Annotated in this window: 16 protein-coding genes; 6 read left to right on the top strand and 10 right to left on the bottom strand. The window is 51.2% G+C overall.

Translation table 11 applies throughout. From position 1 onward, the window contains the following. Nucleotides 1-2: 2 nt before the first annotated feature. The 5 genes from BN4_RS14350 to BN4_RS14325 form a co-directional block, all read right to left on the bottom strand. Entirely contained in the window at nucleotides 3-932 is a 930-nt protein-coding gene (locus BN4_RS14350; protein WP_015416126.1) for a sulfite exporter TauE/SafE family protein, read from the bottom strand. 137 nt (nucleotides 933-1,069) lie between these two features. Then, nucleotides 1,070-1,501 carry a universal stress protein gene (locus BN4_RS14345; RefSeq protein WP_015416125.1) on the bottom strand — a complete coding sequence of 144 codons (432 nt, stop codon included), beginning with the start codon at nucleotides 1,499-1,501 and terminating at the stop codon, nucleotides 1,070-1,072. Between the two features lie 442 nt (nucleotides 1,502-1,943). Continuing rightward, nucleotides 1,944-3,305: a sigma-54-dependent transcriptional regulator gene (locus BN4_RS14340; RefSeq protein WP_015416124.1), complete on the bottom strand. Its 1,362-nt coding sequence runs from the start codon at nucleotides 3,303-3,305 to the stop codon at nucleotides 1,944-1,946. Further along, nucleotides 3,305-4,705 carry a sensor histidine kinase gene (locus BN4_RS14335; RefSeq protein ID WP_015416123.1) on the bottom strand — a complete coding sequence of 467 codons (1,401 nt, stop codon included), beginning with the start codon at nucleotides 4,703-4,705 and terminating at the stop codon, nucleotides 3,305-3,307. Before BN4_RS14335 ends, BN4_RS14340 begins: the two co-directional genes overlap by 1 nt. 194 nt (nucleotides 4,706-4,899) lie before the next feature. Beyond that, the gene (locus BN4_RS14325; RefSeq protein ID WP_015416122.1) at nucleotides 4,900-5,664 is read right to left on the bottom strand and encodes a MipA/OmpV family protein; all 765 of its coding nucleotides are present in this window, start codon (nucleotides 5,662-5,664) and stop codon (nucleotides 4,900-4,902) included. A gap of 237 nt (nucleotides 5,665-5,901) precedes the next feature. Here BN4_RS14325 and BN4_RS14320 point away from each other — a divergent pair, with 237 nt between their 5' ends. Next, nucleotides 5,902-6,513, top strand: coding sequence for a TetR/AcrR family transcriptional regulator (locus BN4_RS14320; RefSeq protein ID WP_015416121.1), 612 nt, complete (start codon nucleotides 5,902-5,904; stop codon nucleotides 6,511-6,513). Nucleotides 6,514-6,580: 67 nt separating this feature from the next. Here the strand turns inward: BN4_RS14320 and BN4_RS14315 are convergent, their stop codons facing one another. Continuing rightward, nucleotides 6,581-7,810 (bottom strand): NAD(P)-dependent oxidoreductase, encoded by a 1,230-nt coding sequence (locus tag BN4_RS14315; protein WP_015416120.1) that lies wholly within the window; start codon nucleotides 7,808-7,810, stop codon nucleotides 6,581-6,583. Nucleotides 7,811-8,185: 375 nt separating this feature from the next. Continuing rightward, nucleotides 8,186-8,422 (bottom strand): hypothetical protein, encoded by a 237-nt coding sequence (locus BN4_RS14310; RefSeq protein WP_041721129.1) that lies wholly within the window; start codon nucleotides 8,420-8,422, stop codon nucleotides 8,186-8,188. Nucleotides 8,423-9,205: 783 nt separating this feature from the next. Between BN4_RS14310 and BN4_RS14305 the strand changes: the two genes are divergently transcribed. The 5 genes from BN4_RS14305 to BN4_RS14285 all read left to right on the top strand — a co-directional run bounded on the left by BN4_RS14305 (nucleotide 9,206) and on the right by BN4_RS14285 (nucleotide 15,131). Beyond that, complete coding sequence (locus tag BN4_RS14305) at nucleotides 9,206-10,384, top strand: PcfJ domain-containing protein (RefSeq protein WP_015416118.1); 1,179 nt, start codon at nucleotides 9,206-9,208, stop codon at nucleotides 10,382-10,384. Between the two features lie 96 nt (nucleotides 10,385-10,480). After that, entirely contained in the window at nucleotides 10,481-12,691 is a 2,211-nt protein-coding gene (locus tag BN4_RS14300) for an AAA family ATPase (RefSeq protein ID WP_015416117.1), read from the top strand. 134 nt (nucleotides 12,692-12,825) lie between these two features. Further along, nucleotides 12,826-13,833, top strand: a complete 1,008-nt coding sequence (locus BN4_RS14295; RefSeq protein ID WP_015416116.1) for a helix-turn-helix transcriptional regulator — start codon at nucleotides 12,826-12,828, stop codon at nucleotides 13,831-13,833. Then, nucleotides 13,834-14,493, top strand: a complete 660-nt coding sequence (locus BN4_RS14290; RefSeq protein ID WP_015416115.1) for a hypothetical protein — start codon at nucleotides 13,834-13,836, stop codon at nucleotides 14,491-14,493. It begins immediately after the preceding gene. A 278-nt stretch (nucleotides 14,494-14,771) separates the two neighbouring features. Beyond that, complete coding sequence (locus BN4_RS14285; protein WP_015416114.1) at nucleotides 14,772-15,131, top strand: DUF4116 domain-containing protein; 360 nt, start codon at nucleotides 14,772-14,774, stop codon at nucleotides 15,129-15,131. A 222-nt stretch (nucleotides 15,132-15,353) separates the two neighbouring features. Here BN4_RS14285 and BN4_RS14280 read toward each other — a convergent pair whose 3' ends face one another. The 3 genes from BN4_RS14280 to BN4_RS14270 are packed head-to-tail and all read right to left on the bottom strand — an operon-like array spanning nucleotide 15,354 to nucleotide 22,675. Beyond that, complete coding sequence (locus BN4_RS14280; protein WP_157871418.1) at nucleotides 15,354-16,868, bottom strand: hypothetical protein; 1,515 nt, start codon at nucleotides 16,866-16,868, stop codon at nucleotides 15,354-15,356. Between the two features lie 31 nt (nucleotides 16,869-16,899). Continuing rightward, on the bottom strand, nucleotides 16,900-20,034 hold the full coding sequence (locus tag BN4_RS14275; protein ID WP_015416112.1) for a UvrD-helicase domain-containing protein: 3,135 nt from the start codon (nucleotides 20,032-20,034) through the stop codon (nucleotides 16,900-16,902). Then, complete coding sequence (locus BN4_RS14270) at nucleotides 20,027-22,675, bottom strand: PD-(D/E)XK nuclease family protein (protein ID WP_015416111.1); 2,649 nt, start codon at nucleotides 22,673-22,675, stop codon at nucleotides 20,027-20,029. The genes BN4_RS14275 and BN4_RS14270 overlap by 8 nt, the downstream gene beginning before the upstream one ends. Nucleotides 22,676-22,718 lie beyond the last annotated feature (43 nt).

The following is a 22,718-nucleotide window of genomic DNA, read 5'->3' as shown; positions in this document are numbered from 1 at the left end:
GATTAATGACCTCCGGCGTATGCAAGCAACACATCAGGCGTGAGCAGCAGGTTGAGCAGCATCTTGACCATGACAATCAACACCAGCGAGGCCAGCAGAATCTTGAGTTGCTCGCCTTTCAGCTTGCGGCTGATACGTGTACCGAACTGCGCTCCAAGGGTGGAGCCGAGCAGCAGCAGAACAGCCAGCACGAAATCGACAGTATGATTTGTGTATGACTGGAGGATGGTCACGTTGATACAGGTAAATAATATCTGGAACAGGCTGGTACCGACCACGACATGCATGGGCATACGAAGCAGATACACCATGATCGGAACCATGATGAATCCACCACCGACTCCCATGATAGCCGCGAGTATCCCGACCAACACTCCCAGAACCAGAGGCATGAGCATGGAAAGGCGGACACCGGACTTGGCGAAATCAGTCTGGAAAGGCAGCCGTTCCAACATGACCGTATACCGGGATTTTTTCTTGGGCGGTGCAGCGACTTCAACTTCAGGTGTCTTCTTGCGCAGGCTCTGCACGCTTTCAATGAACATATACGACCCGACACCACCAAGCATCAGAACGTATGTGATATTGATCAAAAAGTCGGCATTCCCCATGGCCTTGAGCACCTTGATGACCTGAACCCCGGCAAATCCGCCAAGAACACCACCGATAAGCAACAGGAATCCCATCTTGAAATCCACATTGCCCAACCGGTAGTGAGCCAGACAGCCCGAGGTGGACGCCCCAACTATCTGATTGGAATCCGATGCGGCAGCAACGGTCGGCGGAATGCCGAACATAATAAGTAACGGGGTCATCAGGAACCCACCTCCAACACCGAAAATGCCGGAAAGCAGGCCAACGAACCCTCCCAGGGCGAAAACCAGGAATACGTTGACGCTGTTCCCGGCGATGGGAAGATACATATGAAACATTAAGAACTCCTCCACGGTTTGATTTCTATCATCCAGACCCCGTGCCCGACCGTTTTATTCCGGTCTACGGCGTTGAGCCATGCCCATACCGTCACCAGCCCATCCACCTCACAACCATGACTGAAAGGGCGATCTGTTTAGTGTCTCTTGGTGTGTGCAGAAACTTTCTGCACCACCTCCACATCGCAGTGGGTCGTCGTATTCACCGTATCAATCAACTTCATGAGCTTTGCATAACTCTCGGCCCGACAGGTCGGCGGACTCCCGATAAAGAGCTTGGAAATGGTATTCTCCCGAATGAATTTCGGGACTTCCTCTTCCATTCTGCCTCGCACCACATAGAAATCGATATGAGTCCTCTCGGAATGGTCCTCGGCCAGAACAGATTCCAACCGCTTTTCCGGTGAACCGATCCATTCGTCGGAGCCCTCATTCACGTCGGTGTATTCCTTGTCCATGACCAACAGTATAGAGACCTTGGCGGCAATACGATGAGTCAATCCCATTGCGTAATAGGCCAGCCAAAGGCTTGATTCCGATTCGTCCACTACTATAAGTACGTTCTTCATAATTCTTTCCGTCATCAGCCCAATAGCAAGGCCAATGCCAGACTTCAGAAGATCGATAAAAATATAACTATTTGGAATAAATGAATATAAGAAGAAATCACTTTCTGGTGTGGCTTTTTTCTCAAAAAAATCGTTTCAGAATGAACCATTGACTTTGTGCTCTTTGTAACGGACTCGGCGAGCACAGAAACCCATCCGCTCAGTCTTAACTTATTATAATATTACACTTTACTATAAACAAAGAGAAGAAAATCGAGGAGAAACACAACTTTGGTGTTTCATTTTGGAATACAAAAGAGGACCTTGCAGGTCATATGATCGCTGAAATGCACTTAATGATGTTTCAGAATGAACAGGATTGTTTTCTCACTGCGGAAAAGCCAAAAAAAAAGCGGCCGTAGCCGCAAGAAAAACCAGATACAGGTCGATATTATCCGACATTTCACTCTTCGTCGCCGGCATCCAACCCATATTGTTTGATCCGACGCCAAAGTGTGGTCCGAGGGATACCCAGAATAGTACAACTCAAGCCCTTATTATACCCCGTGGCCTCCAAAACATGCTGAATGTGCCGCCGCTCCACGACTTCCAAAGGCAGAAGCCCCGGTGTACCAATGCTGCTGAAAGCGAGATTGAGCAGATCCGGCGGCAGCTCCCGCGTCCCGATGACGTCCCCTTCCGCCAAAGCGACTGCCCGCTGCACAATATTTTCCAACTCTCGAACATTGCCCGGATAATTATATTGTGTCAGCACTTCCATGGCCTGAGAGGAAATGGACTTCACCCCCTTGCCGAAACGGGCGTTGAAGGTTTCAAGAAAATGATTCGCCAGAAGGGGAATATCCGCCTTTCGCTCTGCCAAAGTTGGTAGATAAATACTTACGACATTCAATCGGTAAAAAAGGTCTTCACGAAACTCTCCGGCTGCCATTGCTTCCTGCAAATCCCGATTGGTCGCCGCAATGATACGGATATCAAGTTCAATGGGCTGGGTACCTCCCACCCGCAGGATACTTCTCTCCTGAATCACATGGAGCAGCTTGACCTGCATATTTGGAGGCATTTCTCCTATCTCATCAAGAAAAACCGTTCCCCCGTTGGCGGATTCCAGCAGTCCTATCTTGGTGGCAGTGGCCCCGGTAAACGCCCCTTTTTCGTGACCAAACAATTCACTTGAGATGAGTTCTTCCGTAAAGCCACCACAGTTGAACGATACAAATGTCTTGTTTTTTCTCGGGCTGAGATCGTGGATCGCCCGCGCAGCACGCTCCTTGCCGGTCCCGGTATCCGCCTGAAGCAGGACATTACAGTTCACTCCGGCTATTTTGCGTATCATGGCAAAAACATCGAGCATGACCTGACTGGACCCCAAAAAATCCTTGAGGGGGGGCGTTTCCCGCAAAGCTTCCTTGAGACGGAGATTCTCCTCCCGCAACTCGAGCTTCTCCAGCGCTTCACGCGCCACGGACCGGACCTCCTGCAAGCGAAACGGCTTGACTATATAATTCGATGCACCTTTGGCTGTGGCTTCCACGGCAGAGGGGATGCTGGCATGACCAGTTATGATGACCGCCTCTATATTTTCGAATCCTGTTTTGATGGACTCGAGAACGGCGATGCCACTCACATCAGGCAATTTAAGATCGATAAAAGCGAGTTGAAACGGGTCCTCGGCCATACGCGCCAGAAAAGTGTGCCCGAGCCCGAAGGTCTCGACTTCAAATCCCAGCTTTTCCAAGGCCCGGCCGACAAGTTTCGCCGCCTGAGTCTCATCATCAATGACAGCTGCACGAAATTCTTGCATCAGACTCCCTCATCAGCATTCATGATTGGCAGACAAACAGTCAATGTCGTCCCTTTGCCTTCTTTACTTTCCACACTGATGGTCCCACCGTGCTTCTTGAGAATACCGTAGATAATGGAAAGTCCCAATCCAGTGCCTTCACCAACAGGTTTGGTCGTGAAAAACGGATCAAAAATTCGCTCCTGAGTCGCCTTGTCCATGCCACACCCGGTATCAATGACATCGACGCACAAGTGTTCATCATTTTGTCTCCCCACGACACGTAAAAGTCCTCCCTGCTCCATGGCCTGATCGGCATTGAGGAAGAGATTGATGAAAACCTGTTGCAGATAGTGCAAATCGCCACGAATACTGGGTAAATCCTCCGGCACGTCCACTTCGACCTTGATCCCGTGCAACGCCAATTGATTTCCGACCAGTCGCAAAGTCTGCCCCACCACCGTCGCCATACTCAAGCGAGCCAATGGACGTTGTTCCTCACGGGAAAAATCAAGCAGGTTACGAACCACTTCACTGGCCCGGCCTGTTTCGTTGATGATATCCTGAAGAAGTTCACGCATCTCGGCACGAGGCAGATCATCCAACTCTTCCAGCAGGGTATCCGCTGTCAGGGAAACATTATTCAGAGGATTATTCAATTCATGGGCAATGCCGGACGTCAGAGTTCCAATGGAAACCAGCTTGCGCGCTTCCACAAGCTGTTCCTGTCGGGTATCCAACTCATCGGCCATATTACGAAAAGCAGAACGCATCAAAATGGATATCGGGTCTTCACTGCTGAGGTTCTGAATGACCTCGTAATCACCCTTGGCTACCCCGTCCGCAGCCCGCTGCACATACTTCAGATGTTCCAAGACCTTACGGGCCTGCAAGATGTACACGAGGGTGATCAGGATCAGAACTGTTAGCATGACCGCGATAGGCAGGAACAAAATCCTGTCCAGCGCATTATGAACACTTTGCTGTTTCTTTTTGAGCAAATCCTGAGCCGACTCCACCAATCGTGCTCCATATTGCCGCGTCCGAACAGCGACCGATTTATCGCCCTGGGCAAGCTGGTGAAGAAGTTCCCGGTATTCGCTTATGCTGATCCCAAGATTGCCATAGGTTTCCTGGCCGACTATAGCGATAATTTTAGGCTGCAACAAACCAACGGTTTTTTCAGCTCTGTCAAGGTAGACCAAAGCTTCTTTCAAGCTGTTCGGTTCAGGGTAGAACATGAAGTTTTTTTCGTAACGCCGTGTTTCGAGAATATCCGAAACCACATCATGAAATTCGTCCATAATGGTCAACCGTTCACGAAAGGCATCAATATTCCACCAATACATCCCCATGGTGAGCAACATGAAGAGGGTGTAGGCAATGAAAAGGAGAAAGACTTTCAGTTTGAGTGCTTGCATATCAGCTCCGATAATGTGACACGGCCCGGAACCATTCCCCTCTCCCAAAGAGAGGGAATGATCCCCCCGAACTCGGAACCTACTGTCGCCCCAAACGAACCCAAAAATCAACTTGTTGGAGCAAAATCATTCAACAAAGCTGCCCAATGTACGCTCTCAGTCGTCTCCTCCTCCAGGGAAGCGGCCCTCTGCTCCTAAAAAGAATAGCTCATTCCGACACCAAAAGAATACTTCACATCCCGATCGACCATGGGACTATCGGTAATCTCTTCACTGAGGCTCTTAGCTTTGGTACTCAACATCAGATCAAAATCTTCTGCAAGGTTGATCTTCAAATTCAGCCCAAGATAAGGATTTACCCCACTCCCGGCCCGATATCGATCCAATCCGCTTTTCAGAGACTCCTTTTCGCTGACCCCATAATAATAGTCGTTGAAATCCTCACTGGTCCATTCAAGACCGACCACGGGCCTGAGCTTGAGAAAGGAGATCTTGAAAGGATAAGCATATGAGGCATCAGCGATAAAACCATGGCTGGTATCAAGCACATCTGCAGACAAAGACAGCTTGGCCACCCCCCACTCCGAACTCACCCTATAGGCGGCTCCTGCAAACATGCTCGCATCGCGGTCATCCAATTGCCGCATGGCACTATTATCACTTTCGCTCGCATCAAAACTCTGCGTCATATAGGAAACGGTCAAGGACAATTCGTTCAACTCATCCTTGTAAATGTGCGCTCCGGCTGTCAGCCCACGCAAGAAAAAATATTCCCCCTCGTAGTTCACAAGAGGAACAGGGGAGATGCTGGTGCCATCATCCTTGTATTCCGATGTGGAAACGCGCATGCCTCCCCCCAGACTGATGATATTCTTTTCGGATGATCCTTCCGCTGCCGCTATCGCAGGAAACAGCAGACTGATAAGAACAAAAATAAAAAGCTTTTTTACCTGTGTCATATGACCCTCTCGGACGTTCTGTAATCATACGATTACAGCTTGTATAATATTTTCTACACTCTTTGACCACTCTACCACGAGCAACGTCAACCACATTGGCCCGCATTGGCCCGCATTGGCCCGCATTGGCCCGCATTGGCCCGCATTGGCCCGCATTGGCGTATGTAATCAGTTGACTACATAGTAGTAGTGTGACAAGATTCTTTCTGTCAAGAACAAAGAGAAGGAATTACATAAATGTCAGTCCGGAACGGCACATCAAGTAGCCAGAAGCCTCCTGAACACCACCCGCGAAACGCAGCAGAGACAAAGAAACGCATTCTCATCGCTGCACGGACACTGTTTTCACAGGATATCTACAAGAACGTCGGCACGCGGAGCATTGCCGCAGCAGCCGGGGTCAATATCACACTGATCAACCGCTACTTCGGTTCAAAGAAGAAACTCTTCAATGAAGTGGTACACTCCATGGGGCACAGTGTCCTCTCATCACACGGGGAACAGAACCTGGCTCGAGAGGTCATGACTGAGCTGCTTGCCGAGGATGACAATCCGAGAAAAGAAAAACTCCGACTGCTTCTTCTCTCTGCCATGGACCCAGAAGTTTCCGATGTGGTGTCCGAATACTTCTTACGGCAAAAAGAACGCCGCGCCCGTTTCATGAAAGGGGATGACAGGGACACAAGGGCTTTTTTGGGATTGGCCTCCCTGGTCGGCATTTCGCTGAGTTTTTTCCTCCTGCCCGAAGAGAACCGCAGTCAACTGGACAAAAACGCCATCGTCCGCCACTTCACCAAATCACTCGAAGAATTGTACAGCAAAGAAACCGAGCCTGACCTTCAAGACTGAATGACAAGGACGGCCCGAAGAAGCAAACTCCCCGGACCGCTCATGAAACTTCAGTGCAACGACCGTCCTACAGACCGTCAATATAGTCGATAATGGCTTGTGCCGACCGCTTGGACAGACTCACGGCTTCCGCCACGGTTTTTGCTCCGGTGACAACATCGCCCGATGCAAAGACACCGGAACGCGTGGTACGCCCATCTTCATCAGTAATGACCAGCCCGGTCTTACCAACTTCCAACCCGGTCAGATTGTTACGTGGAGCCTGACTGACAGCGATGAAGACAGAGTCGGCCTCAAACAACGATTCAGACCCCGGTACAGGTTCGACTCCAGCTCGACCGTCCGCCCCCTGGACCACCTGCGTCTCCACACAAATAACACCTCTCTCCGTGATTTCCACCGGTGACGAATAGAATTTGAACCGAACACCGTCGATTTTGGCGTATTCATATTCGTATTTGGTGGCAGAAATATCATCTTCACCACGTCGGTAAAGGATAGTGACTTCTTGCGCCCCCTCCCGAAGAGCTGTCCGTGCGACATCCATTGCCACATTACCCGCGCCGATAACCGCGACTTTGCGACCAAGAGAGTAAACTTTGGGATTCTTGAGATAGTGGATAGCATAATGCACATTCCCCAGCGTCTCACCCTTGAGCCGAAGCGGTCTTGGATTCCACACCCCAGTCCCGATGAAAACAGCCTTGTAGTCGTCCCGAAACAGATCATCAATGCTGACAACAGGTCCGATGAGCATATTGGGGCGAATCTTCACGCCGAGGGATTGGAGCTTTTCCTTGAGCTTTTCAAGAATATCCTTTGGCAGGCGAAAGTCCGGGATACCATATTGGAGGACGCCGCCTATGCGCTCTTTTGACTCGAAAACAGTGACATCAAACCCCTGGGCTGCCAAGATAAAGGCCACCGTGATACCAGCTGGGCCGGATCCAACTATAGCAACCCGCTTGCCATTATTTTGGTTCACCGGCCGTTCGGGATCGAACTGTTCCAGATAATAACGAGAGACATACTGCTCAATACTGCTCACCTGAACAGGTGCCCCTTTCTTTCCCAGGATACAGTGCCCCTCACAAAAATTCTCGTGCGGGCAGATCAACGAACAGACGGCAGTCAGCGGGTTGTTGGCAAACAACATGGCACCCGCCTTCTTCATGTCTCCTTCCAGCAGGGCCTCCACCATCTTGTTCGCCGGAGTGGAAACAGGGCATCCTTTACTACACAACGGTTTTTTACACCTCAGGCAACGAGATGCCTCTTCAATAATATGCTTTCCCATTCAATTCCTCATTTATGCAGTGATCAAACTCCGCCACCAAGCAGACCAATGGGCGTACCTCAAGACACGGGAACACGCAAATGAGGAGGGGAGATAGGGGGAATTTTACCAGGAAGACGACTGGAGAAACATTTTCCACTTGTTTTCGCAGAATCGCACACCCGCCAATCGACGCTCAACCTCTATTCCAGATTCCTGGTCGACACGTTCTATTGGGGGTAAGAGAGGTACTGCAAGGGATTCTGACTTTTTTTGGGAGGGAGACCGTTCCAAAAAAATCGCCCAGCCACAGAGACCTGAGCAGTGAATTGATGGATTCTCTCTAAAGAAACGAGACACCACAGCAAAAATGAAGGAAGGGCTGTTGGACGAGTCTTAAATATATTGCCAGACTTTGCAGATCGTTGTTTCCATGACAGCAACAGCGCAAAGATCGCTACAGGCTATTTCTACAAGCTCTGCTTTCAGTCTCTCCTCTATCTGCTCTTCGTTGAAGGCCTCCATAATTTCAATGGAGTCAGCAAGAGAGCGTTTTTGCGGAGAGCTGCCGTCATGCGTCCGGGGGTGGTAGCCTATATAAATCTTTTTGACCTTTTCCTGCTCTTTACTCATCTCTTGCACTCGCTGGTTTAGAGTTACCTTCAGTTCAATTCCGAGACCGTCGCCCGACCGGGTTGGGTTCAAAAGCCCCCTCCCCCTATACTAAGGAGTCTCAGATGTGAGTCTGTCACGATGTTTACGACCTGAAACACACCTTAAACAAGCTTGTTTGCACGTAAGGTGAATCCAATCTTCCTTGTACTGAGTGGCTGACATGCTATAAAAAGATCATTTTTATTCAAGAGTCAATTTTTTCTTTTTCAAAATGAGCATTTTTGCGAAAAGGCACTTTCCATACCGCCACATCCAACGGCCTAACCATGCTGAAAAGTACACACAATCACCTTGCTATCATTTGTATATCCCACGAAAAAAAAGCTTAGAAGGAAAACCTTCTAAGCCTTTATAATCATTGGTGGAGCTGGAGGGAATCGAACCCACGACCTCTTGAATGCCATTTTTGTTGGCACTGAACCAGACTAACCACTTAACAATTTAAAAACAAAGGACTTATCGCCGCCAAGCGACTTCAAGCCACTTTTGAACAGAACGTGCAGAAAGCGCGGAATGTCGTCGCTTTTTACAGGGCGTCGTGGAAAAAGCGGACACATAACGGACACGGCCTTGGCGGCCATCAAAGCACCTGCTGGCAGGACTACGCCTTCGATGGGGATTTAGGGGATGGCCCGTGGATCACTTTGAAAGAGCATCACCCTAATTCAAAAGAGCGACCCTACATTCCGCTTTCTGGAACATTCCTCTGACATAATTTCTCCACGCAGGGAGGAATAATTCATGAAAATACGAGACCGAGATCTTATACATCACCGAAAGGACCAAGATTGCCTCTACTTCAAAGCAGATGGCGCAGCGTTCTGCCTGACGCCGTGGAATGCAGATTTTGGTTGCTACTGTTGGATTGACCAAAAATGGACGCCGGTAGACCGGCTTCCTGGACTGCGCCTACTCTTCACTCAACCGAGATTCCGAAAGCCGTGTCCGGTTCGCCAACGGTTCCTCGACAGAATCCCCAAAGAAATACGAGAACTGGCAAAACCTTTCAGATGGCACCAACTAAACATCCTTCGCTTGATGCGCTTCACGTCCTACGCCATTGATCTCGCCCATTCCAATCCCATCCTGCTTTGGCTCATCGCCGAGCAGATGAGCACGGGCAGCATGTCGTATATAGAATGTCGTGAATTGATTCGGCTCAAACAGAAACAGATCGTAAAACAGCTACATCCGTACAACCCATCGCTTTCGGTAAAATTCATCAAACGAATCCTGATGGTAGACTATGACTTCAACGAATTCCTTGCCCTCAAGAAAGTCACGGGGGACACGGCGATCACAAGTCACCTCCTTCACTGTGGGACAATTAATCTTAAGGCATTGTCCCGTTCCGAGATGAACGAAGACCTGCTCAGTTGCGCATTTTTCAAAAAGCTCATTCGGGAGCAGGAGACATTCAATTCTCTCTATAAACGAATACGCGAAGAATTCTATGAATGTCTGCGGATTGCCGAATTCATGGAAAAACAAGATCCATGGCAGGCCCTGAAGCGATGTTCGGATTACAAGCAGTTACTGAGCCTTCATTCAAAATGGGCAAACGAAGTCACTGATGAACAAAAATTGGCTGCATACATAAAACAAAAAGAGAGTCCTGACCTTGCTGCGCCTAAAGCGCCTGGCACTGACACGATTGTCCCCATCACAACCGTCCATGAGCTTTATGAAGAAGGAGAGGAACTGAACCACTGCGTATTCAGCTATCTCAACGAAGCTTCTTCCGGAGCACTCACGTTTTACAAAGTTTTGTGGCCCGAACGCGGCACAATCGCCCTCGGCAGAGACTACGACGGCTTTGTGGTGCAAGAGTTCAAGCTCCACCAAAACAGGGAACCCAATGCCCTCTCATGGGACATCGTTTCGGCTTGGCTCAAAGACATAAATTCCCCACCCGATTGATAGCCATACTTTCTAAACAGATTGTTCCGTATTTTGGAACGACCGACATTTACACTCTCAGACCAGCACACGCAATCTTGATCCAAGGAGGGATTTATGGGCTTTGGCTCCATCGAACGTATTCCTGACCAATTTTTGAGCGACGACGATATCTATGTTTTTGAAACCAGCATCACCTGGTTTATGCGGTTGCTCAGCAAGGGAATCCCGCTTGACGAAAACGCAATCAGGTTTTCTCTCAAAGCCCTGAATGACAGGGCTCCTGAATTTTTGGCCGAATGCAAGGAACTGATCACTGTTACCGGCCCCCAAAAGCTCACCCCCGGAGAATTGGAGGAACGTCTTCAACACTTCGACGACTTGGAAGATCACAGCATCCTCGCAGACAATATTGAAATTCTGATAAAGAAATGCGGGGTAGCCCTATCTCATCCACTCGCATCAATTCTGCATGAGCAATTGAGCAACCGCCTCCACGACTTCCCCGGTACGCACGAGTCCAACCTCGATAAAGGATGCAAGATTCTGCAAACATTCTTTCGACTCAATGAAACGGAGGTGGCTATAATCCTCGCTGTTCATCTGCTCGAGAATTGGGATATACTCAATGAATACTTTGATTCCCACTTGAGCTGTCGAGAGCAGGGGAAATCAGGAGTTTTCTCCACCATGCTGAATATCTCGCAACAGGATTTCAACAAAGCCATTTCCGGGAAAATCTCCAGACTTGAGTTGGTAGACAAATACGGATCGCTGACGGTTGACCGGGTCGTCGAATCAATTTTCACCACCCCGCTCGAGAACATGGAGGACCTTTTCTACAAGCAGGCGAAGAAAGAACTCCTTCCCCTAGAGTACTTTCCCCTTGAAGAAGGCGTGGCCGAACACATCCTCGCCCTTTTGAAAGCCGACAACACGGCTCCGACGCATATCCTTTTGTACGGCGAGCCCGGCGCGGGTAAAAGCAGCTTCGCCGCGACGGCAGCTCATAAAATCGGGCAAAATGCCTATAATGTCAGGACAACTGACAACAGCGATTCCTCAGCACGCAAAAAAGCTCTCGAAGCTTGTCTCAATATGACGGGGAATGGACAGGAAGGGTTGGTGATCGTCGACGAAGCGGACAACCTGCTCAACACCGAATTCGCTTACATCTTCTCGGGCGACAAGCAGGATAAAGGATGGCTCAACGAATTCCTTGAGCGTCCCGGCACCAGGACAATATGGATAACGAACGACACTTTCGGCATTCCGGATTCGGTCATGCGGCGTTTTGCCTACAGCGTGAAGTTCCAGAAACTCGGCCGTGACGAGCGCATCAACATCTGGCAGCGGGTTGCTGCCAAGAACAAGGTGTTGGGACTCCTCACCAGGGATCAAATGAAAACATTTGCCGTCCGCTATCCGCTGTCCGCAGGTTCCATTGATATGGCCATCAAAAAGGCCAAGGAAATAGCCGGTCGAAAGAAAAGGCCATTCTTCCAAGCGGTGGAGCGATCCCTCATAGCCAGCCAGCAGTTGATATCCGGCGACAGATCCATCAAGCGGGATGACGTCATTGAAAACGATTATTCGCTGGAAGGTCTTAACCTGGATGCAGACATGTCGGCACTCCTGGAGCAACTGGACGCATTCAACGCCTACCTCAAAAGGGATTCAGACGAATTGCGCGTCAACATGAACCTGCTTTTCTACGGCCCTCCGGGAACTGGAAAAACGGAACTGTCCCGTTATCTATCCCGGCATCTCAAACGGGAGCTGATAGTGAAGCGCACGAGCGACCTCCTGAGCGCGTGGGTAGGACAAAGCGAGCAACAAATAGCCAAGGCATTCCGGCAAGCCGAAAAGCAACGGGCCGTATTGGTCATCGATGAAGCGGACAGCCTGCTCTTCAGCCGGGACAAAGCGGTTCGATCATGGGAAACGTCCATGGTCAACGAATTCCTGACCCAGATGGAACACTTCCGGGGGCTGCTCATCTGCACCACTAACCGTATGGACGAACTGGATTCGGCATCACTGCGAAGATTCAATCACAAAATTTTCTTCGATTTTCTGGGCAAGAAGGGCGTGGCTTCCTTTTACGATAAGATGCTTGCTCCTCTCGTAAGCCGACAGGTGACCGACAATGAACTCCAGGCCATTTGCCATCTAAAAAACCTGACACCTGGAGACTTCAAGATCATACGAGACCGATTCGCGTTCTACCCGAAGAACAAAATCCGCCACGCAGATCTTGTCCAAGCCCTGGCAAGGGAATCCGCAATTAAAAACGAAACGGGCAGACAGCGCGCCATCGGGTTTTAGTCAGCCCACTCGGCCAGATACGATCATCCCGATAATATTATGGGTTTCCTTCATATTGGTTTATTTGGTATCAAAGATTGCATCCAGAGGCAGTGCTGCCTTTGACCGACCGATTTCGCCACAAGGAGACCCGTGTGCCGCCCAAGAAAAACCAACACGCCAAGCCGACTCAGAAGGCCGTCACGCTCTTCTGCCAGCTCATGTACACTGGCAAGCGGCATTATCTTATCGACCTTGCCAGGGAATTGGATTGTTCCAAACAGACCATTATACGCATGATGGAGGATATTGATCGCAGCTACTCGGTTCGAGTGGAGAAAGGCAAGGAAGGCAAGCGGACTTGGTATCAAATCCAGACGCCGAGAAACAGACCCAAAGTGGCTTTGTCTGAAGACGAAATCAGCCATTTGCTGCTCTGCAAGGAAATGGTCCGCCATCTGCTGCCGCAGGGTCTGTCGAAAGAGGTCGACGAGACCATCCACAAAACGGTGGCCTTACTCCCGGCTCTCGACAACAGGGCGCAAGCCTTCGAATCCTTGGCCGGGGCCATACTAAAAGGAAGTATCGACTACACCCCCCAGGAAGCGATCATCACGACGATCCTCAATGCCATCGCGGGCAAGGACGTGTGCGAGATCAAATACAAGGCGTTGGGGCAAAAGGAGGAGAAGCTGCACTACTTCGCACCCCTCAAAATTAAGTCTTACAGGGAAGCCCTGTACGTCACCGGTTGGAAGGTGGACATACGGGCCAAAGAAGCTGAGCCTATTTACGAAATGCATCTGCCTATCCACCGTTTCACGGCCGCCGAACCTGTCAGAAAAAAACATTCCATTCAGCAGCAGGAGAAACCGCACTATTTCGGGTTTCCGGAATGCGAATCGTTCCGAGTCAAGGTACGCCTCACTCCAGAAGCCGGGCGTTATGTAAAAGAACGCCGCTGGAGTTCGGACCAGGTCGTTAAGGACCTGGATGATGGGCGATACGAACTTGAGTTCACCGCACAGAGCGAAACGGAATTACTGTCTTGGGTGTTGAGCTTTGGGGCAAATATTGAAGTGCTGATGCCTTCCCACTTGCGAGGGAAGGTACTAAATGAGCTTGAAAGGACAACCAACATATATAGCGGACAGGAGATATAAGTGACTGGCACAAGTAAATACATAGACGGCCTTCTCTCCGTTTCAAAGGTCTGTTCAACAATTTCGCGCAGGGATAGATATCACTCAGCAGCTCAACTGTTTTTCCAAACCATTTCAAACCAGATGGAAGCACGAACGCAAACAAATCCAGGGGACAGGACCTTTTTCTCAAAATCCTTTGAGAATGCCATTATTGCTGGTTTTAACACCCTTCCCGAAATCAAGGCTGAGGCAAATCCAACTATCGAATGGGACAAAAGGAAAGCCAAAGGATTCCCAAGAAAACAACTTGATATAATCGCCTACAATGAAAACACGGAAGACAAAGCTGTTGTTTTTGAGATTAAAAGCAGGCATTTCAATCCAATGGCCGCAGCAATCATGGAATTTGCTGTTGCATTAAGATATGGATTGAAAATAAAATCAGCTAATTTCGTCATTCCCCCCAACCAATGCTGCTTTACTGTGCTGCTCGCTGACTGCACTTGTTTGGACGAGGCTTACTTCAACATGCTCTTCCCGCTTATAAGAGTGGATGGATTTGCCCCAGAATTGCATTGTATTTTCAGAAATGATTTGGTTCGCGAAAGAAAATCAGACATTATTTTTAACACTGTTTATCGGTTGTATCGAGAATACGGAGTATATTTGACCAGTTGATACAACGAAAGACAAACAGGCGATACCCCAAACAACAGACACGATCATACCTACTCCCGCTCTTTCACAGGCGGCACGATGGAGTCCATAGACTGCCCCCAGCAGGCAGTGGGGGAGGAGATACGCTCAATGATGGGGAAATACGGCCAATAGCCGCTGGGCCTCTGCGACACAAATAAATCGACCTTGAAGCCGACAATATTCAGGCAACAACGTTCCAAGTTGTGGAACAAGATTCAGGCATCATCAGCGCAAATCAATTCAAAAGGAGAAACGCGATGATTGCCATCACTGAAAAACAGGCTGCCTTGGAGGCTGTCAAAGAAGACGGGATGAACCTGCGACTTGTATCTGAAGACCTCCAAAATGACAAAGATGTTGTTCTGGTGGCAATGGCAAACAATACGAACGCATTCCAGTTCGCCTCGCAAAAATTGCAAATGGACGAGGAACTTGCTAGCCAAGTTGAAAAGAACGATTCATATTACTACAACATGTTAGACCCACGCACTGGACTGCGGTATGATATACCCCTGCTCTCGCCGATTGATCCGAAGTATTATTGGGAATATATTTACCGAATGAAGCTCAAGGAACGTGCACCTAACACCTTTGAGAAGATGTTGAGATGGGATTAGGTGCAATTGACGGAGGCATCTACGTCAGCATAATTTCTGCCACAAAAGTCCACCCATCAAGCAGATGTGTGGACTTTATATTTTTTTGATTGGTAATGAGGTATATTGTTTAGTCAACAAAATACGACTTCCTCAAAAAATATTTTTTAATGCACTGATCTTTGCTGGTCATATCTTATTATAGAATTGATGGTTTAAAAGACTCGAAGTGACGACACATTTCTATCCTTCCTTTGTGGCGCCCTTACGTTGGCTCTTGTGCTTCAGCACATCCATATATACAGGAAATGTATTTTCTACAAAATCGCAGAATGATTCCAGAAGGGTTTCTGGGTCAGAGAGCAGCTTGGCATTTTCAGCCCTCAAAGTCCCCTCTTCTCCATGTTTGATCTTGCTCCCATCGATCACTCCAACTTTAAACGTCATATCCAACTGCTTTACGTCCTTAAGCTTGACAAGCTGTTTGCCAATCTCGACCAAGGAATCCAAGTCTCCCTTTGTTCCCACCGTTCCCAGGGTGAACCGGTAATTAAACAACTCTTGGCTTTCTCCTTTCATCTGTCCCTTTTGCCTATCCACCAGTCGATAGTCATGAAGCATCACTTGGTAACGGTGCCTGAGCCATTTCCCCGAGCCACTACACATATCCCAGAGAATACCTGCCCATGCCTTGTTTAAATACAACTTTTTTTTCAGCGAGTTATGAGCAGTCAGTGAGATCTCTACCCCGCCTTCTGAGGCCCGCAAGGTATAGAACATGTCTCCCTCCGCCCCATATTTGAATCGCTGCCAGACACCTGTCAAAGGGCGATTCTCTGCTTCGAGCGGGATATCCCTTTCCTTGAGCTTTTGTTGCATCTTATCAACCAATAATGGGAACTGATTACGCATCCCATTTTCATCGTAAGCCCCTCTCAAGAAAAATTCAAAATTCAGTTTTTCCCCGCTCATTTCCATATACTCCAAAAATTGTTCCGTTATCTTCAAGGACATTCCCTTAAGCTCTTTGCTCGCCCCAACCAAGGCGTCGCAGACTTTTCCCCAAGTGACACAGACGATTTGTACACTGCCATCATTTTTCACATCTTGAGCGGACAGCTTAAAACCCTTGTTCCCAGTCGCATGACGAAAAAGCTGCTCCTCACAGATACGACCGCTCCCAATTTTCGATTCTATCAGGATCGCATAGCGTCCTGGGGCCACAATCCATCCATCAGGGATATTATCGTGTACGAGTCGGTAGACATTTTCAGCTTCGTGCGGAGAAAAAGAATACTCAGTGCCCCTCAGGGAAATACGCACCTCTTTTTCGCTTTCTCCTTTCTTCTGCCACTTGGCTAAAGACTTTAGAAATTTTTTCTGGTCATTGTCGGGCACATCCTCATAGTCCTTCAACAAACGATCGAACTGGGTTACACAGGAAAACCTCGGAGTTTCCTCCTTCCGTGAGGAAATTGCCAAAATTATTTTCTCGACCCCATCTTTTTGCGCAGCGGCCACTAGTTCCTGGGTCCCACTCTGCAAATCGAACCATACTTGCTTTGGTTCAAACCGTTTCCCCCTATCCCCAGTTATCTCCCCGAGGATACGCCGAAACACATCCGGCTCATCGGCATGAATGTATTGCAACGTAATAACAAAGGCGCGCGTCACATTGTTTTCCAATCGATCCATATGCTCGAGATCCTCTCGGTTCCCACCGGAGTATGCCTTAAACAAATTCATTTGGTCAGCCATGTCGTATCCTTCTCCCATGAAGGGGGAGTCATTATCCTTGAATATTCACCCTAGCCATCATCCCCGCCAACGCGAAATGCAACCACATCCCCCGTCCAGATATCCCGGTCGCCTTTTGAAGTGCTTCCCCATACGTGGCCAACTGTCCAGCATAGCCGATTGCCTTTTTCTCCAGCACATCTTTGCCGCCCAATGACGTTTTATGGTCGATAATGACGTCGCCGTCCGGTTGGCGGCACAGCATGTCGATCCAGCCGCTGCCTTTTTGCAATCCTCGCTTGAGATGGATCGGCCACTCCGTGAGGATTTCGCCCGTGCCTGCCGGATCGATTGTCGTTGTGATGAAGGTCCGCAATCGTTGGTGCATTTCGAGCAGCATGTCGGCAGTGAGGTCTTTCAAACCCAAGCCGGTCACGATCCGTTCCGCCCGCGTCCTGAGGGTCGCCTCGTCCTGCTCCGGTGAAGCCACTGCCAGGAAGGCATGCACCGCATTTCCCAAATCCACGCGGGAATCCGTGGCCTTGATCAGCAGGGGCGCTCCCAGTTCGAAGAACTCCACAGAGATATTGTCCTCGTCGATGGTATCGCTGCTCGGCACGAAACGGGCCGGGGGATGGGCCTTCACCTTCTCCGGCAAAACTGGGGCATGGTTTTGACCGGCAACGGCCTGTGTCACTTCCCCAATCGGCGTGAGGCATACGGTCTCAATGGGGAACGTCTTTCCGCCCACGGTAATCTCCGCAACTCCAGCCACGTTGGGCAAGGACACGATCCGATTGCCGCCAGCATCCGTATAGGAGTCAAGCCAAGCTGTCGGTGCCCCTTTGCCTTCCTTTCTGGCTGAGAGAATCATGTAGTCCCTGGCGCGCGTCATTCCGACGTACAACAAACGCAGGCGCTCCCGGCGCTCCCGCTCGAATGCGGTCCGGCCCGCATCGCTTTCTTCAACCACATCGGAGAATCCCTCGATTTTCTTTTGCAGACCAAAGGGCCAGGGCCAGTAGCGAAGCCACCGGCCAGCCAGGGGATCATCCAGGTCAAACGGGGCGTCGGACGATTGCACGCTCAGCCCGAACGGCTTCCCCTTTTCGCCGGACTCAAGATCCGTCAGGATGACCACGGGCCATTCGAGCCCCTTGGACCGGTGATAGGTCAGGACCTGGACGGTATCGTCGCCCACGCCGACAGCCTGGGAGTCCGCATCGTCCCCTTTCAGTTGATGCAAATAATTGATGAGACCGGCGGGAGTGCAGGCGCATCGCCGCGCCTTACAGGTGGACTCATACCCTAGGGCGTGCCCCCTGAGGGCGTCCAGATTGGCCTGTCTGAGGGCAGGGTTGTCCCACCCCAGGGCCATGCGTCCCGCATCGGAAAGGTCGATGGCCAGGTCCAGCACCTCGGACGGCGTCAACGAGGCAAGCTCATGACGAGCATCATCCAAACGTCCGAACATCGGATGCAGATCCTTGACTGCATCCATCCCGTTTTGCAGGGCCACCGAGAACCAATCCTCCAGGCCAAATATCTTGGCCAGCTCAGCGACAGCCAGCGTGTCTTCAGGACTGAGAAGGTAGCGATAGGCAGCCATAACGAGGACGATCTCTGGACGCTTCATGAGTCCTGTTCGAGGAATAGCGGCACGAATGCCGTTTTCTTCCAGCAGGGCGGCGACATCACGGCAATTGTCATTGGTCATGCAGAGGACTGCGATATCCCCGGCCTTGAGCGTACGCTCTTTTTTTGTCGTCTTGTCGAGAATTGCATATGCCGCCGTATCGGCGAGCATGGATTGGATGCCGCCAACAAGGCACAACCTGTCATCGGGCTTGTTCTTCGATTCAAACCGCCAGCATTTGAGATGCGGACTCTTCGGCGTGGTCGACCTCACCTTGGAGGTCAGCCGCACCCGTTTTTCGGGGATGCCGAGCTGGCCGAAGGCCACCGCGAAGTATTCGCTGGCAAAATCGACCAGGGCAGACTGTGACCGCCAACTGTTCGGCAGCGTCTCCGGCTCGCCAAGCGAATCGATGACGGCATCCATCAATGCCGGGTCCGAACCACGGAAGGCGTAGATCGACTGTTTCTGGTCGCCCACCCAGACCGACCGGTCCACCAGTTTGGACAGCTTGAGGAACAAGGCCAACTGGATGGGACTGGTATCCTGGAACTCGTCGACCATGACCATGTCCAACCTCTCTTTCAGTTGGTCGGCCACAGCGGCGTCCTCGACCATCTTCAGGGCCAAGGCTTCCTGATCCGTGAAATCGATCAGCCCCAGGGTCCGCTTGTGCTGTTGATACAAGCCCGCTGCTTCGGCGGCGCAGTCAAACAGCAGAGTGATGAGTTGGCGGACCTCATTGTGGAACCTGGGATGTTGAAGGAACTGTCCGGCCAGTTCATGGAGCGTTTCCACCTCATGCGCACTTTTTGATGTGGGCTTGATTTTGGACAGCTTGGCCCATGTAGCCCAATTGGGAATGCTTTCTTGGGATAACGTACGATGGATGGCCTGAAGGTCTTTTTTTGCTCCCAAGGTGCCTTTGCTCGTATCCCCATCGGAAGGAAGTGCGCCGATCGTCCGCTTCAATTCGCGCACGATTTCCGTATCGAGTTTTTTGCCTTCGGTTTCGGAAATCGGATCGGGCATCAACTCCCTGAGCAATTCCCAGGAACGCTCTCCGCTTTCTAACATCATCTTGCGGTCAATGGCGTTCGCCCTGGCCTTGTCGATGATGCCCTTGACGATGTCTTCCCACTTTTCGATTTCCAGGGAGCGCACAAGCGGGACGATCTGCCTGGCCTTTCGACCGACGGCATCGGCAGCAGCCACGCGGAAGAGGGCGGCATCCTCGCCGTCCGGCACCACTTCCAACGTCGGGGATTGGCCGACCTCGAAAGCGTAATCCTTGAGGAGTGCTCCACAGACCGCGTTGACCGTGCCTATATAGCCGCCAAACACGCGCTGCGCGTCTTCCGCACGTCCCTGTTCGAACAGCTTCGAACGGAATCGGCTGCCGATCTCCTGCGCCGCTTTCTTGGTGAAGGTGGTGGCGACGACGCTTTCGGGCCGAACGCCCTCATCAAGGCTTTTCACGAATCTTTCCGTCAGGGAGTATGTCTTGCCGGACCCGGCACTCGCGCTTATCAATTCGATTTTCTTACTCATATCCAACCCCGCAAACCATCGCGTAATCACAGAAGAAGCAGCCTGTGCCGAAATCGAACTCCTTCTCCTCGCCGTCGTCACTGGGCGCGACGGCCTCCACATCCCCGGTCATCAGGCGATCAATGATGGCGTCGTATCGTTCCCGCACCATCTCCCATGTGGCTTTCAAATCGGAATCAACAACGTCTTCCGGAGGGAGCCATGGGGCCGAGGAGGAAATGAGTTGAGCCTGGGCCAGCATGTAATAGGCGCCGAACGCAGGGAGGTCGTCCTTGTCGAGCATCCAGCAATAGGCCGCCAGTTGGAGGGCGATGCCCTTTTCCAATTCCTCACGCCGGTACTTGCTCTTGTTGGTCCACTTCATATCCCAGACGACGGGATTGCCCTTGGTATCCTCAAGGCTGATATCGACGTAACCCCGATATGTCTGGCCTCCCGCGTCAATCCGCTCAACTTCCCTTTCGCTTTCGACGATTGAGAGCTTTGCGCCCTCGATGCGGTTGAACAAATCGAAGACCGCACGGCGAAGCCCGTAACGGAGTTGCTCCCGTTTGGTTTCCATGCCGGGCAGGAGATATGATGCCGCCATTTCCTTGAGCCGGGATTCAAACAAGGTCATTGCCCGGGCAACAGCGTCTTCCGGCTTCCAACAGCGGGATTCGTTGATCAGATCCTCGACAATGGAATGGCAAAACGAACCGATGAGTTGATTCCCCTCGGCAAGCGTCGGGCTGCCGGTGGCGCTGATCTTGAGCACATGATTGAGCACCCAGGCCAGAGGGCACTTGATGAGTTGCGACATCCCCGACGGCGATTCCTTTTTCCGTCTTTCAATGACGTCTTTCGGAGCCTGCCATGCCTCCTGAAATTCCAGGGCCGCATTTTCCGGCAAGGGATCAAGGGAAATGGATCTTTCCAACAGTGCGCCGTTACCACGACGAAGCTGTGAAGCCGATATCGTCATGGCCGGGATATCCGTCTCTTCGGAAAGATTCATGGCGGCAACGATGTTTTCCCAGAAGGGATGCGGGGCCAGCGGTTCGCCTCCGTCCTGTTCCGGCATGACCAGGACCAGCCGCTTACCGGCATTACACGCAACCTGTTGCCAGGATGAAAGCTCCAGGTTCCGTTGTAAATCAACATCATCCATGTGGACACCGGCCTTGCTTAGGGCTTCCACTTCGCCATTGGTCCACGGCAAACGCCCGGACGGCAGTCCCGTCATGGAAAAATTCCACCAAATGACTGTATCGATGTTCCCGCCGATCTGCCCCGGATGCGACAAGACAACCCACGGCGAAGCTTCGGCCCTGTCTGCAACTGCGGCACCGCCGCCTATGACCGAATCAAGCATCCGGTCCAATTGCGATTTTGGGATGGCCTGTCGGCCTGTTGCCCTCGCGGCTTCGGCAAGTTCCAACGCCATGCCGGAAACCGCGCCCATCAGCCCACCTTCCCGGGACCTTGCGCCCTTTGCGGACCAGTCGCTCAGACGTTGGCAGACGGTTCGGATCGTCTCCACATCCAAACCGGCATGAGGCGAAACCCTTTTGACCTCGGTCCAAAAACGCAGAGCCTCCAGCAACTCGTCTGCATTTTCTCGCTTCTTCGCCCACTCTTCACACTTGGCAAGGGCCCCAAGCCATTGTTTCCCTCCCAGACCAGGGGACTTTTCAAGGGCGCGGACAAGCCGACCAGCCATGGCCGGATGCAAGGGACAAATCGGGGCAGTCAAAAATTCCAGATAGCGTTGCGGATCGAATGGAGCCCAATGAATGCCCAACCCCAAGGGCAACAACTGCAACGCCGCCCGCCATTGGGATCGACCTCCGCCGCCAGGACGAGGCAAACCATATCGACGCATGGCGGCATCGAGAACTTCTGTTACGGACTCTGCTACAATGGCTACGGTTCCTTCCGTGGTTTCTTCGGCGGAAAGCCACGCGCCCAAGGCATCGGCAGCCTCCAGGGCCGTGGATGCGCTCAAGCAAATCAGCGAACCGTCCGCCTGAAAAGCTGCGTCGCCAATATCCTGAGCGCAAAGGGCCCGGTGTAACAGTTCCAGATCAGAGGAAGTGCCCGAGGAATATTCGGGCTGAACCACGTCGATGCTGACATCCGCCGCTTCCAGTGCGGCAAAAAGCCTGCGCCAGCAGGACGGCCATTCCACTTGCTCATGCCCATTTAGAGCTATTTCTGAAATCCCTGAAATGCCATACGTGGCGAGAGCCCCGAGAATCTCTTCAATACGCTCCGCAAGGCCCGGCAAAATGTCCGATTCCTTCTCAAGAGCGACCATGTCGGCCAATCGCGCCGAGCCCCCCATATCGCTGCCGTCCCATCCGGACAATCGGAGTTGATCCCGCAAGGCGAGCAAGCTCCTTGCTGAAGACCAGCCGTCTGCTTCAAAGGATTTTTTGTAAAAGGGATCGCCCATTTTGCAACGAGTTTCCATTGCAGCCAAATAGCGGGCAATGCGAATCGGCTGCCCCGGCTTAGGCCCAACCAGCCCCAAACGGGTTTCAAGGATACTTATCAAGCCGAGCGGGCCGGTCGTGATTACCCCCTCTGCAGCGACATCTGTTCCCAGCTCATCCGGGAAGCTCCCACCGTCAAAATGATATCCGACATGTATTTTCATGAAGCCCGTTTCCCTTCCGCGTTCTGCGATCTTTCAGACTAGA

This window comes from Pseudodesulfovibrio piezophilus C1TLV30 (assembly GCF_000341895.1).
In the GTDB taxonomy this organism is placed as follows: Bacteria; Desulfobacterota; Desulfovibrionia; order Desulfovibrionales; family Desulfovibrionaceae; genus Pseudodesulfovibrio; species Pseudodesulfovibrio piezophilus.
This window is presented reverse-complemented; position numbering and strand designations above follow the sequence as displayed.